This window comes from Pedobacter sp. ASV28 (genome assembly GCF_016428855.1).
In the GTDB taxonomy this organism is placed as follows: Bacteria; Bacteroidota; Bacteroidia; order Sphingobacteriales; family Sphingobacteriaceae; genus Pedobacter.
Map to the genome: position 1 here is coordinate 39655 of NZ_JAELTN010000035.1, position 15844 is coordinate 55498.

Below are 15844 nucleotides of genomic sequence, written 5' to 3' on the forward strand. Positions count from 1 at the left end.
AACGCTTTTATTCAAAAATAGCCTGCATTTAAATTCAATGTTGAAGAAGGTTATTTACGTGGTCGTACGGGAGGTTTATAGGTATCTGCACCGTCTGTAAGCCAATGAAGGCTGAATCTTACAAAGTACATGTTGTAGACATCGCCGTATTCTCCATTTTCGTAATAGATGCCAATAGAACCATCCTTTAAAATGGTTAGGCTTGAATAGGCGGATGTCGAAGGAAAAATGGTTTTTTTTATGGGCCAGGTTATACCTTCATCTGTACTTAACAGCACGGAGACGTTAGCCCTTCCCGCGGCGAAAGGGATAGAATGCAGTAATCTATTTTTATCATAGCCATCTAAGGTAGAGGTATAACGAATAATATCGCCATTGCAATTGGGATCTTTAAGGTCTGTTTGGTTGTAGGCCTTGCCCCAGCTTAGTCCTTGGTCTGTAGAGATGTTCATTCTTCTTGTTCCGGTATTGCGGATGCTCATTAAAAGATTGCCATTGTTCAGTTCTACTATTTTGGCTTCATCTCCATCTAATTCTGCCCTTCCTGTAGAGGCCGTCCATGTAAACCCATGGTCGTTGCTGCTGATCATGTAATTGTTGATTTTTTCAACTCCAGAAACATCTTCACGTACGGCAATTGCGGCAACAATTTTGCCATCCCGCAATTGATGGGCCCTGCCCGATGCTACAAATAGTCCTTTCCATCCCGCATTTAACGTAGGACTATATATCTGACTGGTGATGTCTACAGGCGATCCCCAGGTGAGGCCATGATCTTTGCTGCGAATAACCAGTACTTTTGCAGGGGCGGCATTGGTAGAAGCAAAAAAGCCCTTCTCGGCAGAAAGTAGACAGATAAGGTCGCCAGTGCTTTTATCTAATACAATAGCTGCATCGCCGGCCCCAGTGGCCGCACCAAAATTAGCGATGGTAAGGGGGGCTGACCATGTTTTTCCATTATCGGTGCTACGCATTACTATAGGATCGATCTTGTTGGCCAAATCACCAGTGTTATTCCACCTTTTGTCGGTTATGGTTACCAATGAGCCATCTGCGGCAGTAATAATTGCGGGGATACGATAGCTAACAGCCCCGTCGTCTCCGGGAGCCTTTAAGCGTATGTTTGATAACAAAATGGTTCTAGAGCCTTTGGAGGTGTGGTTGCTCAGGGCGGTCTTGATGCCATTAACGATAAGTGATTCGCAGGTAGCAGCTAACAAATGACCTTCTGTGGCATTTTGATGAACATTGTAGGTGATGAAGAAGTAGTTGTCGCCTTCTGCCAAGGTTTGCTTGCCTATGGCCATTAGATTTCCTGTAGCGGGTGCAACCTGAGCAAAAAGCTTATTGGTATTAAAACGGTCTGTGCTGTAGTATACTTTGATTGCAGTGACATCGGCCAATAAATCTGTAGTGCCATTGGTGGTGAAATTGAGTGCAGTTAAGTTTATAGGGTTGTTAATGCCGCTTGTGGTTACTTTAACAGCAATTATTCGCTGATCGACATCGCCCTTTCCAACTGGTAGTTGAGTTTGTACAATAGCAGTACCTATCAGCTGCATCTCATTGGAGCTGATGTTCAGCAAGGTAGGCGCACCTATCAATGTAGCGCTATGTCCATGTCCTGAAATATCGCCTACGGTATTATTGGAAATATTGTCGTTTTCGAAATCCCATGCAGCTACGATATGTGGCGTATGGCCATTAATGGTGGCGAGGTTCATGTCTGCTGCAATAGCTGCCGCATTCATGCCTGTACTATAGAAACGGATGTTATCTATTTGCCCATTAAATCCACTGGCGGCTGCTTGGTTTGTATTGTTTAGAGAGGCGCCTATGGTCAGGGCAAAGGTATTAATAAAACTGGGGAAGCTTGCTGTGGCAGTATAAGATACGGGCGAATTGGTTACTTGTATACCATTCAAAAATATTTTGGCTGTTGTAGGGGTATTGTTTACGGATAGATCTACTACCATGGCCACATGGGTCCAGGTTCCAGGGGCAACCGTTTGGGTGGAAAAGGTGCCGCCAATATTATTTCCACCAGCAGGGATAAGGTTAAGCCCTAGCTGCCGGGTAGCACTTGTAATGAATTCGTAGCCAATTCCACTCCCGTTGTTTCTTTTAGAGAAAATGCGGCCTGCGCCATCTGTGGTTTTTATCCAGGCGGTGAGCGTATAGCCCTTGCCTGGAGCCATATCGAAATGGGGGCTATGTGGAATGCTTAAGTATTGACCGTTTCCATTGAGAACAAGAACATTTCCGCTTTGCGCAAAAGATGATTTAGACATCATTGCATAGGCAAAGACAATCACAAAATAGCAATAAGTTTTTTTCATAGTTAGGATAGTGGTGTAAATTAATCAATTAATTTACTTTTATGCAAAAACTTGTTTTAGCTAATCTGAAAAGAGTTTGTTTATATATAGTATCTTTTAACTATTATCAAAATTGGACCTGTTTTGAACCCCCTTTTAAAGTAGGTATACCTACTTTAAAAGGGGGTTGTAATTGTTAATTATAGTCTTAGGAATTTTTTGCTGAGTTTTCCTTCTGTGGTGTCTATCGTAGCAATGGCAAGACCAGATAGTTTGGCCGAAATAGTTATGCTGTTGTTTCCTTCGGATAGCAAGACTGGCTTGGACACTAATTTTTGGCCCAAGATATTATGAATGGAAATATGCGCAGCCAATTGCTTTGGGGCAAAAATATTTAAAACCACCTGTTCATTGCTGATTTTTTCTATATTAAAATCTAAGGTCGTAGCCAAAATTTTTGCAGATATGGTGGCAGATAAGGTTTTGGTTCCATCATAATCTGTGGGAATTAGCTGGTAATAATTAGTTCCCTTTATTGGAGAAAAATCGGTAAAGTGGTAACTACTGGCTTTACCTAGGGCCTTAACTTCCCCAATTTTTGCAAAGTTTTGGCCATCTGCAGATCGGTTTACACTAAAGTGGGAGGCATTGACCTCGTTTGCGGTTGACCAGCTAAGGTTTACAGAATTGGCATTGGCTTTTGCTTTGAAATAGGTTAATTCTATAGGCAATACCCCTCCGCTACCATCGGTAGGGAGATAGCCAATGGCCAAGTTGTCTACCGCCAAAAAGCCAGTCCATGTTCCGGCAGTTCTAATGCGAAAATCGCCTAGTGTTGATGCTCCGGCATTTGCTGGTGCAGCGGCATCTATATTTATTTTGACATTGCCCACCCATACATCATAGTCTCCATTTGCAGTTAAACTATGTACAGCATCATCAAGACCGATGTAATTTATGGTATTTGTTGATCGGTTAATGATCCAAGTGATTTTTTGCTTGCCCTGAAAATTGGGACTATTGGTACCGTTAATCTTTATATAAAAAGTAGCATTAGGCGTTACGTTCCCTGCCGAGGGAAAGAATACCGCTAAGGATTGGTATAGTGCACTATTTTGATCGGCATTGCTATTTGTTGTGTAGCCATTGCCAAAATAAAAAAAAATGGGAGTACCACTGGGCAGCATACTGGATATAGAGGTGCTGATGTCGAATTGGGCAAATATTAGGTCTGTACCATAGGATAACCCTTTGATCTGTGCGGTTGCCTGAGCTACAGATCCTGTTGATTTGGTAATTTTTAAGCCATCCCCATCAATGGCGTAGGTGGTATTGGCAGGAAGGCTGCCGTAAAATTGACCAAAACTGTCAAATCGAGCACTATTATTGTCTATAATAGCGCCACCATTGGTGCCGCCGGCGCTGTTGTTTGAAGATAGTATATAATCTTTAAGTGCATTAGATTGATTAAAGTCTTGCCAGAAGATAACATGCTGATTTTTGATTACGGCAGGCACTGCCTGTGTAACATGTGTAACAAGTAAGGGAACTAAATAAGGGATAGGATTTTCTTTTGAAGCAAATTCTACGTTGGTTTTGCTACCACTTGTGGTAGATACGATTTTAAGGGATAAAATTTTATCTCCATGATATTCTCCCTGTAACTGTGCTAAGATATCGAACTCTACGGTACTTCCTACAACAGCTCCTGCAGCGCTAGTCAATTCTGTGCCCATGGTGGGTTTATTATTCCAGGTTAATCCCGTTTCGGTCCAACTATCGTCATTTAGGTAATATATTTTCCAAGCATTGGTGGCCACATCATCGTCTCCAGAATCTATATACAGCCTTAGCTTACCAATAGTAGGAACTTCGTTCAAACTGCTTAAGTCAAATTTAAGAAAGGTTTCGCGTTCGTAACTTGTTGCATCTTTTTTTACGCTTAGTGTGCCCAAGGTGCCAAAATTAGTATTGGCATAAGAACCGTTCCTTACATAAGTGTCTGCTATGGGAACAAGACCTCCCAAACTTGGGGCAGGTGGTAGGGGAGCAACATCAGGATATTCTATAGCACCAATATCTGCCTTATTACTAACATAAAGTGGGGTATTTAGGTAGTCTCTATTCCCATTATTGCTAATGTTAATGCCTGCATTGATCAAAGGAGATGAACTGAGCAACTTAAAGCCATTTACATTATTAAGTCCATAAGCTACAAGTGATGGATCTGTTAACTTGGGATCTTGGGAGATGAGGCCCGGATGTGACTTTGGCCCATTGATATTGGTGATGTTGGCGGGATAAAAACAGTTATTGGCAAAGTAACTACTCGGGCTAAATTCATTATCGGCAAATTTGGTAATGGTACCCTCTACTTTAATGATGTTGTTATAAAACTTGACTGTTCTGCTGCTATTGCCATCTCTAAATAAGGTTGTTGTAATACCTGCGCCAAGGTAAAAAGTATTGTTATAGATATAGTTGGTAGCATTTGCATTGCTGGTGTAATGAAACAACTCTTTGCCGTTTCCGTCGTTCTGGCTAATGTTGTAACGTATGGTAATGTTTTTGGCGCTGGGCATCATCAAAAAGAAGCCGCCTACGTTGTTATGTGAATAGTTGTATTGAAAGGTATCACCATCGCAGTTGTTATCTGCATCAAAAGCTTCTCCATCGTTAGACCCTCCAATCATATCGCAAACTTCATTAAATTGTATAATAGACCCGGTGCTGTAGTGGGTCCATATCCCGGCATAGTTTGCCGAATTGGTATAGGCTACGTTTTTCACAAAATTATGCTCGACCACACCGCCGGCAAATATTTCTCCCAATACAATCCCGTCGCCAAAAACGTTTTCTACGTGGTTGTTCCTGAATATAATATTACTGTTTACCCTTGGAAAGGCTCCATTGTTATCGCTTTTGTTCCTAATGCCTTCTTTGGTTACATTATATACTTTGCAGCCTTCAACCAGTACATTGTTAAATCCCGAATTTACATTTACATAATTCCCATCCTTGTCAATACTGCTTCCAAAAATGATAATTCCTCCAGAGTTCTTATTGTTGCTGTTACTTAGGTTGGGACTTGGGTTGGCATTTACATCATGTACTTCACAATTTTTGATGTGGATATGGTTTTGAATGGTGGCACTAACGCTTAAGGCGATAATTCCAGCTCGGGCATTTACTAGGGTTTCACTGTAATTGGTTACTTCCAGGTTATTGATTTCCCAGTAGGACTGGTTATAAAGCATGACAGTTCCGGTAATGAGTGTAGAAGGATAATTGGTGCCTTGACCATTTATGGCGGGTTTATTGCCTGTGCCATATTGGTCAATGATGATAGGGGAAGACGAACTGCCCGAACCTTTGGGCCAAAGCTGCCCATTCCATGTGCCACTTGCTTTTAGCAAGATGCGGTCTCCTGGTACAAACGTAGTGTTGTTAATTTTTGTAAGTGTTTGCCAGGCTGTTGCCGGACTTGTACCATTGTTGTTGTCATTGCCGGCAGGATCCAGGTAATAATCGGCAGCCGAAACTTGTAGATTGGTGAACAAGAAAGATAATAAGAAAATGGAAGAACTTTTAAATAGAAAAAGTAGCTTGTGCTTCATAAGTTTTATTTGTTGATAGAATGATTTTGTTGGGCCTGGAGGAAAAACTAGATCTTATTTATGAGGCAAAAAGTCGAGATTTTTTTGGATTGTAAGGGGTGAAAATCTGAGGAATATGGGATGAAAATTTTTGTATAAATTGGTGTTGGTTATGGCTCCATATCGGTTAACCCGCTGTTATGGTATCGGTAAAACGTTTGTGTAGAGAAAATGGCATTTTTACGGGAGTTCGTATAGAACGTGCTAATATTGATCTCCCAGTGATTGACCTGACAAGCACTTGGCTATTGCGCTACTCACTTCATCAGCTTTGTTAAGAACCATGAGATGTCCCCCGCCCTGAATTCTAATTTTGTTTTTGATAAAATACATAGGTAGAATTTTGTCTTTGGTACCATGGATGTGGATTAGTTGCTGGGGAATAATGGTATTTTTCCAGTTTACAATTTTATCTATTGCCCATTTTAAGAATACAGGATCTGTATCTTTTAATATCTGTTTAAATAATTCTTTTTCTTCTTTTGATTTGATGTTAAACAACCAATAGCTAAATATATTGGCCGTTTTCAACATGGAAATGGGAACATACCGATTTAGGTGGAGTTTCCCTGCCAAACGATAAATAAATGGGATTTCATATTTGGTCTTTGCCGAAGAAAGTAGAATAATTTGTTCTGTATCTATGATTTTGGAAATCTCTACAGCCATTATTCCGCCAAAGGAAAGTCCGATCAATATGGGACTGGTTTCTTCGAGCTGTAGGCAAAGACGTTTGGCATAACTACTTATGGTCTCATTTTGCATGGGCTCAATCCATTTGACAAAATAGAGGTTCAGGGGGTTGAACTTTAAGTTGATAAATACCCTTTCATCAGCTCCCAAGCCACTAAGCACATAAGCTTTTTTCAAAATTTATTTTTCTTCTACCAGTTTTTTAAAATTGTTCAATATCGCCTGCCAGCCACCTTGTTGCCTTTCAATAGGGTTTTGTTCTTCGGCTTCGAAAGTTTCTGTAATCTTTGTATTTTCTCCAGTGGATGAAAATAAGATGTCTACCTTTCTGCCATCTCCCAATGTGTAGGCAATGTATTTGTTTTCTTGTATATCATCATATACTCCACCAAAATCGAAGCTAAAACTTCCATCCTTGGCAGCCATGGTATAGGAAAAACGGCCGCCTATGCTTAGGTTGTTGGTGGCCTTTGGGGTGTGCCAATCATCAGAAGCATTATTCCATTGCTTAATATATGCCGGTTCGGTAAAGTATTTCCAAACTTTTTCTATGGGAGCGTTAACCAAAGTTTCTAAGGTTATTTTCATCATTGGCCCTATTGATTTTTAAGGGTTTGCTAATTTATAAAGATCATCATACTCTATCAAGTATTTGCTTTGAATATGGTGAGTTAAGCAAACGTTTGTGCTGACATTCATTCTCTTTAACTAAAGCTCCCTTTCTATATTGTGTTAAGATATGGTTAACAATGGCATTATGCTTCATGGTAACTTAATATATAAAATCAATGACATGAACTCCCTTGGTATGCTTGAGTATCAATGGTGTTCCTGCTACTTGTTTCATATCGTAATCTAACCAAACAAAATATCAATTTATGAAAACAAAACTCATTGCATTTTTAGTGCTTTTTGGCATACATGCACTATTGAAGGCACAAACGGCCGATTTAATGGATGTAAGGTTCCAATCGGGCGGTAGCGCAAAAAACTTGGCCGTTTCCTCAACTATTAGTCCACTGGCTATTACTACGCCCAGTTTGGTACCTAATACGATTTATGAGCCTAGCATTAATCAATTTGTAAGTCGCTTTGATGGTACAGGTGGGAATACATCGGGAGCCATTTATAAACTATCATATAAAAATAATTCTGAATTTAAAGCTGCTATAGCTGGAAGCTTTACCATAGAAGCCTATATAAAATCTAATTCAACTGCTAATAAGTGTCCTATAAGTGCTCAAGAGAGTGGTGGATTTGGCATGGAGCAGGCTAGTGGTACCGCTGGCAAGATGCAATTTTGGTATAATTCTACAAATAAAACGGCAAAAGCAGGAGATGTATCTATTAGTAATAGCACTCAATATCATCATATTGTCTATGTCGTTTCAAGAAGTGATAATAACGCTACTATAACAGCATATTATAATGGTGTGGTTGGCGGTACGGACAATGTTACCACAGCGTATAAGGAGCCGAGTAATGCCGATGCCCATTGGATTGCTATAGGTGGTGATGCACACCCTACTTATGCTTCACAATACTATTGGAACGGAGATGTTGCTTTTACTAGAATGTATAGTTCGGCATTATCCGCTACCGAAGTAAGTAGGCTATATGGAGAGGTAGCTGCACGTAATGCGCTTACCAAAGTTGGAGATTTGAATACTGTTATTGGTACTAAATTGCCTGCTTATATTGGTTTTACAACAGATGCAGGTAAAAAAACTACTGCTCAAACCTTGCTGAACGAAGGTTGGGATTTAATGGGTAATCTTACTGCTACCGATACTGATATACAAACCTATCTAGATAAAATTAATACCAGCATAGGATCGTTGGAACCTGAAGTAAACACCTTGCCTGTTTTTGCCGTAATTTCTGATACTCATGTGGGTAACGATAAAGGATGGGCTTTAAAGCTGAATCGGGGTATTGATCAACTGTTAGCACAATCACCAAAGTTAGATGCAGTTTTTATTAATGGCGATGTGACCGATTGGGGAACACAAGCGCAGTACACAGATGCCAAAAATTTGTTTGCTCGTTTGGAAGCGGCAGTACCTGTATATTATCTAATGGGTAATCACGATTGGTTTACTTCGGGTGCAAATAATTTTTTTACCAATACCTTGGGGCAACCTGTAAACCAGTATATTACCATCAAAGGTTATCCTTTTATTACTATAAGCATGGAAAGATCTACCTATCCCGATGCTTATACGCAACCATCACAAGATTTTTTAACTGAAAAAATTGCACAGGCCAAGATAGATTGCCCAGGTAAGCCCATATTTGTGTTTGCACACATGCCGGTAACTGGTACTGTTTATGGTTCTTATACCATTGGCGGTAACGATAACTGGGGTACTGCTGGCTTAAAAGCCATATGTGAGGCAAATCAAGAGGTAATTTTGTTTTCAGGCCACTCTCATTATCCGTTGGGAGATGAGCGTTCCATCCATCAGGATAAATTTACTTCTATTAACGAAGGCAGTATGACTTATTCGGAAATAGAAACAGGAAAAAGCGAAGGTATTCACCCTCCGGGATACCTTGATGTAACTGAAGGCTGTTTTGTATACATACAAAATAATGGCGATGTAAAAGTTAAAAGATGGGACTTTACCCGAAAGGAAGAAATTAAAACCCCATGGATCATCAAAGCACCATTTACCACAGCAAATTTTACCTATAAGAACAGGACAGGAGGAACAGCGCCATATTTTTTGGTGAACGATAAACCAAATGTGAGCAATGTTACCGATAATGCCTGTACCGTTTCCTTTCCGCAGGGAAAGGACGATGATTTGGTGCATCACTATGTTATTGAAGTAATGGACGAGAATAACGTGGTATTAAGTTCTCCAAAATACAGGGTTTTTTCTGGATTTTTCTTGAATAGCGCCACACCTACCCAGTTAACATGGAATGTTACGGGCTTGGCTTTTTCAAAAAAATATGCCATTAGGGTAACAGGTATAGATTCTTATGGTAATGTTTCGGTACCACCAATCATCAGCAATCAATTTACCACCAATGCTTACCAGGTAGATCCTGGCGCAGTATTGGCCATTGCCGATCTATTGGATGTTAAATTTAAGCCAGCAGGAGATGCAGTTGATGTTTCTGCAAAACAGTTTACATTAGCCAAGGGTGCTACCCTGCCAAGTACCCTATATGATGCAGGAATCAAGCAATACATCACTAGATCTAATGGAACAGCTTCACAGTACTTTAAGGTCGATTACCAGAATGATGCGGCTTTTAAAACAAGCTTGCAAAATGCCTTTACGCTAGAAACCTATGTAAAAACAAGTTCTACAGGAACCATAGCTCCTGTTTCTTCGCAAGAGACCGGAGGATTTGGAATAGAGCAGGCAAGTGGAGGAGATACAGAGTTTTGGTTTAGAAAAACTACTGGTAGCTATGATAGAATTAGTGTTGGGCAATTGGCTACTGGGCAGTATTATCATTTGATATTTACATGGGATAATTCGACTAAAAAATTAACGGCATATCGTAATGGGGTATATGTGACAGAGAAAATATTAGCCAGTAGCGACGGTTTAGTTTTTTCATCAAGTGCCAGCGCCCAATGGATTGGCATAGGTGGAGATGCCCATACGAGTGCCAATGTACAGTCTTCTTTTAGGGGAGATATTGCCACCACCAGAATGTACAGCAAGGCATTATCGACAGATGAAGTGTTTTTGGCCTACCAACAGCTGCAAGCAAGAACTACTTTAACTAAAGTCGATGATCTGAATACCGCTTTGACCGCTACTATTCCAAACGCAGGCATTAGCCAAATACAGAAGGATGTATTACTGGTGCAAGGTTGGCAGCTTATGGGAAACTTAGCTACAACAGACGCTGATATTAATACTTTTTTGGCCAATTTAAATATGACCTTACCGGTTTCACTTTCTTCTTTTTCGGCAAAGGTAAATGGATCACAGGTAAATTTAAATTGGACTACTGCTTCTGAACAGCATAGTGCCTATTTTAATGTAATGAGAAGCATAGATGGGCAAAACTTTAATAAAATAGGTGAAGTGAAAGCCGCAGGAAACTCAAATGTAGAAAGAAGCTATTATTTTACAGATTTTAATCCTGCACCAGGCACCAACTACTATAAGCTTAACCAATATGACCTGAATGGTATTTTAAATGCACAAGAGCAGGTAACTACCGCAAAGGTTGCCGTATCGTCTATTGCCTTATCTATTTATGGAACTGTACCAAATGCAATTTTATTCAATATATATGCGCCAAAGGCCACTACTGGTTATTTAATGGCAACTGGGGCTAATGGACAAAAAATTAACAGCTTGCCTATTGTACTTGCCGAAGGGAATAATAAAATCGAGTTGCCCGTAGGTACATTTAAAGGATTGGTTATTGTTACCTTGAGTACCGCCGAGGTGAAGTTGAGCAAGAAAATGATCAGATAAAAGATATTGGTTAGGCCCATATTCAATAAAAGTTACCGTCTAAATTAAAATGACGGTAACTTTTATGTTTATAGCCAAGTCTTTTTTATAAGAGGGCTAATTAGGCTTAGTTTACATCCATGTTTTTTCAGTGCTTTCTATTTGGTAGAGCCATAAATTAACCAACTGTTTAATCTCTGTGTAATTACCATATTTGAAATGTAAGGTGCCGGCGGCAGTATGCAGGTTAACGTGACCAACATCAGCCGACTTGTGCCATGGATATTGAAAAGTGGTAATGGATTGTATTTTGTGCGGTTCTATAATTTCTTTCGTGATTTCCCATATGCCGCTTTGTTTAATGATAAAATCTGTTGATACCATAATACGGTGTTTGGTGTAATTTATGTATATCATCAATAACACTATTACAACATAAGTAATGGCCACTGGTAGAAAGGGCCTTACCAAAGTGGTGTAGCTATAAAAAACAGTAAAAATAACTACAGGTATGATCACCTCAAAAAAGATGGGCAGGTTTAAAAAACGCACATTAGGTTTGTACATTGTTCCTGATGAGGGCAGTTTTCCTAGAATCATCTGTATAATTTCATCTTTCTCGCTTGGACTGCAGCCTGGTACTTCCATGTTGTTGTTTTTGGTTTCCTTATCAGACTGTTCCTTGCCTGCATGCGCTTGCTTTAGCACCATGTTAAATAATTCAATCTTTTTCTGGAAGTAATTCTGATTATATGCCGTAATTTGTACTTTGTTTGGGCTAAGCAATGTGTTTTTCTTGGCAAATAGGCCCGAAGAAATCAACAAAGATTGCTGGTGCTTGCTGATTTGAAAATCAAAATATTTTATGAAGGTTCTTATGACATTTGTAGTGAGCAATAAAATGATCAGTACTGCCAATAGCACACTAATAGAAATAAGGGTAAATCCACTTTTGAAAAACTGCTCTATCTGCCCATGGTCATTATCAAAGGCCTTAAGTAATTCTTTCATATTATGAAATACGGCATAAGCAAAGCCTATTAACAAAGCTATACTTCGTCCATAATTTGTAGTAAGGCCTATCTTTAAAAGTGTAGCCGCATTAATTTTGATCAATGGAGCTTCTGTAATATTGTTTTGTGGAAGGGATACTGCCACAATGTGCTCTCCTCCCTGCAAGGCGGATTTGCCATTGAGCAGATGTTCTTTTAAACTGTAGGCCATTTTTTCGTTGACGGCTTTAATGCTTACTTCCTTGCCGTCTGTACCTGCAGTGTCTAGCGCTACACTATAAACGCTGATAATTTTTTGTAAAAAACTCTGGTTGATATTTACCTGCTGTATTTTGGCCAAAGGAATGGCAAGATGTGTTCTGTTAAAAACGCCCTTATCTACTATAAATTCCTGTTTTTTCTCATCTAAATAAAAAGTAAATTTCAAAAAATAGAAATAGGCATAAATTAAACATATGGCTAATAATACCATCAGCCCAATAATAAAGTAAAAGATGGAAGCTTTATCGGATTTAATAAGCAGAATGGCCATGGGAACAAACATGACCCTAATAACCTGCTGCAAGGTATAGGCGGCCATGATAATTATTCCTGCTGTCGATTGGCGCTGCGGCGTACTAAAATCGAATGACATCATTAAATTTTGCTTGAGGTTTCCGATAGATCTAAACGACTAAGCAATGCTTCTTTAATGGCCCTGGCTTTTTCTACCTCAATGCCGGCAATGTGTATATTTCCTGAACTGCCACTAGCGGTAAATAACTGTAGGGTACTTAATTTATACATTCTGGAAAATAAGCCTTCGTTTAAAGCTATATGTTGTATCCGGTTTAGGGGAATAATAGTGGTTGTTTCTACTATTACCCCGCTTTTGTAAATAAGGTCTTTCTCACGCAGGGCAAAGCCCCTTCTTTTAAAACTAGCTCGATAAATGAGGAAAAGCAGTACCGCCAAAAGAAAGAACAGGCCAATCCATAAGAACAGGTGGTTTTTTGCCTGCTCATTAAAGATCAGGAACAGGGTTAAAGTGCTTCCTAAAAAAGCAAGGAACAATAAGATGTTGATGGCGATTACATTCCAATATTTTGGATCGGGAGCGGTCAGTTGCGTGTCCTCGTATTTTGGCAACAGATCTAAGTCTATCGTTTCGTTGGTAAATTTTGACATTTGTCTTACAGTGCTAAGAATTTTAAATATACTTTTAAAATAAAAACTTTCAGTATTGATATTTCTATATTAAGATTAAGAGATTTAATTTTCAATAAATAGGCCAAGCTTTTTTCTAGTTCTTTAGTTTAAAAAATACTACTGGTAAAATCATACTAGAAAATCAATTTACAAATTGTCACAAAACTATGATAAGATAAGCTGGCATCATTTGAATTTCCTTCAGGCTAACTTTAAGTTTTGACTCATTCATTTCACGTATTAAAGCTCAATACTTCTCTCCACATTCACTTGCTGTAAAAAATACTCATCATGTGATACGACAATTAATGTCCCCTGGTATTCATTAATGGCGGTGGTGAGGATAGCAATGTTCTGTAGGTCAAGATTGTTGGTAGGCTCGTCTAAAACAATAAGATCTGGCATATGGTTATGAATGGTAAGGCAACAGAGCAGCAAACGCATTTTCTCTCCTCCGCTTAAAGCAGCACAAGGTTTGCCCCAATCTTCTTTTGTGAATAGAAACCTGTTCAGCCTAATTTTTATTTCATGTTCTTGCAGAGCGGAAGTATTGAACTTTTGGGTCTGCTCATAGATACTTAACTGGCCATCAATTAAAGAATATTCCTGATCAATATATACCGATTGTATGTCAACGGACTGAATTGACCCATGGGAAGGTTTCAGCTCTCCCAAAATAAGCTTGATCAAAGTACTTTTTCCAGAACCGTTTGGACCTTTCAGCGCTATTCTTTCGCCACTTTGTATCTCAAGATCTAAGTTTTGCCACCAAAGCACCTGCTTACCATAAGCATAGTTAATATGGGTGCCGGTAAATAGGCGCTTACCTCTATGTAATACAGGGTTTTCAAAGCCAAATTTTATTTTGTCTATCTCGGGCAGTTCCTTTCTTAGGGTATGTATATCCTTTGAAATCTCTCCAATCCTTTCCTCATGTATATGTTTTGTTTTGGAAGTACTCTTTTCGGCATTATTACGTAGCGTATTTAGCATAATGCGGGCAACTCCAGCTTTTTCCTGCTTTTTCTTGCCCCTGGAATCTAATTTTTGTTGCCTTTCTAAAGTTTCCCTTTCCTTTTCCTTGGCTTTTTTTAAGGTTTTCTCTTTATTTCTCAAATCCTGATAAAGTGCTTCGTTTGCTAGCTCTTTTTGTGTAGCATAGAAATCATAATTTCCTCCATAAGTAGTTATGCCATGTTTGCTCAATTCAAAAGTGGTGTCTAATTCATTTAATAAGGCCCTATCATGACTTGCCACTATTAAAGTACTGCTTGTGGTGCGGATAAAGCTATACAATAACGCTCTGCTCATCGTATCTAAATGGTTGCTTGGCTCATCTAATAAAATAAGCTGGGGTCTATGTATAGAAATTCCTGCCAAGAAAACTTTGGTTTTTTGTCCTCCACTTAAGGAAACTATCTTTTGTTCAAGAGGTAGAGCACCTAAATGCCAATAATCTAGCGCTTCCCTGCATTTGTCTTCAATTGTCCAATCATCGTTAAGTACCGCCAAATTATTTTCGTTCATATGGCCTTCTAGTATTTCTTTAAGTGCATTGAGTTTGTGCTCAACACGTAGTGCCTGGGCTATAGTGAGATGGTTATATTGCCCGAAAATTTGTGAAATGTAATAAGGATCAGCAGCAGCAATTACCTGGCCTCTATAAGGCTGTAATTCTCCTGAAATAAGTTTTAACAAGGTCGATTTTCCAGTGCCATTATGGCCAATAAGGGCCGTTTTCTGATGTTTATTAAGGGTAAGATTAAGGTTGTCGAACAACAAATCTTGGTTGGGATGTATATAAGATAAGTGCTGTAAGGTAAGCATGATTTCTTTTCTTTTAAAAGTGAATAAACCAGGTAAAACCATTTTGCGGCTTTACATTCTATTTTGCTTTAAAGAAAGAAAATCTTACATGAATTTATCTGTTCGTTTATAACTGCAAATTTACAACTTTTTCGATGATAATTTTATTTGGTCTTAGAAAAAACCATTTTAATGGCAAGCCCTGTAAGTACACTGGCCATAAACCATTTTTGAAATTTCACCCAAGCAGGATGTTTAGCAAAGAACAGTGCCGCTTTTGCTGCGGTTAGTACAATTACAAAATTAATGGTAAAACTGATCAAAACCTGTGTGGCGCCTAACTGTAAACTCTGTACCATAACAGAACCATACGCTGGTTTGATGAATTGCGGGAACAACGAGAGGTAGAATATGGCAACTTTAGGATTGAGTACATTGGTAAGAAATCCAATACTAAATAGTTTGCCAGGTTTATCGTGCGACAGGACGGTTTGTGTATCAAAAATATTTCTGCTGTTGGGTTTGATGGCTTGATAGGCCAAATATAATAGGTAAACTACACCCAAAGTTTTTAGTGTGGTATAGGCAAAGGGTATGGCGAAAAGCACTGCGGTAAGTCCGAAAGTAACCATGATGATATGGAACAGAAAGCCGAAAATTACCCCCGTTAGTGAAATTATTCCAGCTTTTTTCCCTTGAGTAATAGAACGGGAAATTAGGTAGATCATGTTTGG

9 protein-coding genes are annotated in these 15844 nt (G+C 39.1%); 1 reads left to right on the forward strand and 8 read right to left on the reverse strand.

The annotated features are described in order from the left end of the window. Positions 1–50: 50 nt before the first annotated feature. The 4 genes from JHD79_RS13760 to JHD79_RS13775 all read right to left on the reverse strand — a co-directional run bounded on the left by JHD79_RS13760 (position 51) and on the right by JHD79_RS13775 (position 7258). On the reverse strand, positions 51–2339 hold the full coding sequence (locus JHD79_RS13760; protein WP_199119880.1) for an exo-alpha-sialidase: 2289 nt from the start codon (positions 2337–2339) through the stop codon (positions 51–53). A gap of 179 nt (positions 2340–2518) precedes the next feature. Further along, the gene (locus JHD79_RS13765; RefSeq protein ID WP_199119881.1) at positions 2519–5935 is read right to left on the reverse strand and encodes a DNRLRE domain-containing protein; all 3417 of its coding nucleotides are present in this window, start codon (positions 5933–5935) and stop codon (positions 2519–2521) included. A gap of 243 nt (positions 5936–6178) precedes the next feature. After that, positions 6179–6844 carry an alpha/beta hydrolase gene (locus JHD79_RS13770; protein ID WP_199119882.1) on the reverse strand — a complete coding sequence of 222 codons (666 nt, stop codon included), beginning with the start codon at positions 6842–6844 and terminating at the stop codon, positions 6179–6181. Between the two features lie 3 nt (positions 6845–6847). Then, a complete protein-coding gene (locus JHD79_RS13775) occupies positions 6848–7258 on the reverse strand; it encodes an SRPBCC family protein (RefSeq protein ID WP_199119883.1) in 411 nt (136 codons plus the stop codon). A 287-nt stretch (positions 7259–7545) separates the two neighbouring features. Here JHD79_RS13775 and JHD79_RS13780 point away from each other — a divergent pair, with 287 nt between their 5' ends. After that, positions 7546–11124 (forward strand): LamG-like jellyroll fold domain-containing protein, encoded by a 3579-nt coding sequence (locus JHD79_RS13780; protein ID WP_199119884.1) that lies wholly within the window; start codon positions 7546–7548, stop codon positions 11122–11124. Between the two features lie 111 nt (positions 11125–11235). Here JHD79_RS13780 and JHD79_RS13785 read toward each other — a convergent pair whose 3' ends face one another. The 4 genes from JHD79_RS13785 to JHD79_RS13800 form a co-directional block, all read right to left on the reverse strand. Further along, entirely contained in the window at positions 11236–12753 is a 1518-nt protein-coding gene (locus JHD79_RS13785) for a PH domain-containing protein (protein ID WP_199119885.1), read from the reverse strand. After that, positions 12753–13283, reverse strand: a complete 531-nt coding sequence (locus JHD79_RS13790; RefSeq protein WP_199119886.1) for a PH domain-containing protein — start codon at positions 13281–13283, stop codon at positions 12753–12755. Before JHD79_RS13790 ends, JHD79_RS13785 begins: the two co-directional genes overlap by 1 nt. A 261-nt stretch (positions 13284–13544) precedes the next feature. Next, positions 13545–15131, reverse strand: a complete 1587-nt coding sequence (locus JHD79_RS13795) for an ABC-F family ATP-binding cassette domain-containing protein (RefSeq protein WP_199119887.1) — start codon at positions 15129–15131, stop codon at positions 13545–13547. Positions 15132–15274: 143 nt separating this feature from the next. Further along, positions 15275–15844: LysE family translocator (locus JHD79_RS13800; RefSeq protein ID WP_199119888.1), on the reverse strand; the 570-nt coding region annotated here is incomplete at its 5' end.

What these genes read in the sequence shown, in the direction of transcription:
- JHD79_RS13760 (WP_199119880.1), bottom strand. Translation starts at nt 2,339, where the DNA reads ATGAAAAAAACTTATTGCTATTTTGTGATTGTCTTTGCCTATGCAATG.
- JHD79_RS13765 (WP_199119881.1), bottom strand. Translation starts at nt 5,935, where the DNA reads ATGAAGCACAAGCTACTTTTTCTATTTAAAAGTTCTTCCATTTTCTTA.
- JHD79_RS13775 (WP_199119883.1), bottom strand. Translation starts at nt 7,258, where the DNA reads ATGATGAAAATAACCTTAGAAACTTTGGTTAACGCTCCCATAGAAAAA.
- JHD79_RS13780 (WP_199119884.1), top strand. Translation starts at nt 7,546, where the DNA reads ATGAAAACAAAACTCATTGCATTTTTAGTGCTTTTTGGCATACATGCA.
- JHD79_RS13785 (WP_199119885.1), bottom strand. Translation starts at nt 12,753, where the DNA reads ATGATGTCATTCGATTTTAGTACGCCGCAGCGCCAATCGACAGCAGGA.
- JHD79_RS13790 (WP_199119886.1), bottom strand. Translation starts at nt 13,283, where the DNA reads ATGTCAAAATTTACCAACGAAACGATAGACTTAGATCTGTTGCCAAAA.
- JHD79_RS13795 (WP_199119887.1), bottom strand. Translation starts at nt 15,131, where the DNA reads ATGCTTACCTTACAGCACTTATCTTATATACATCCCAACCAAGATTTG.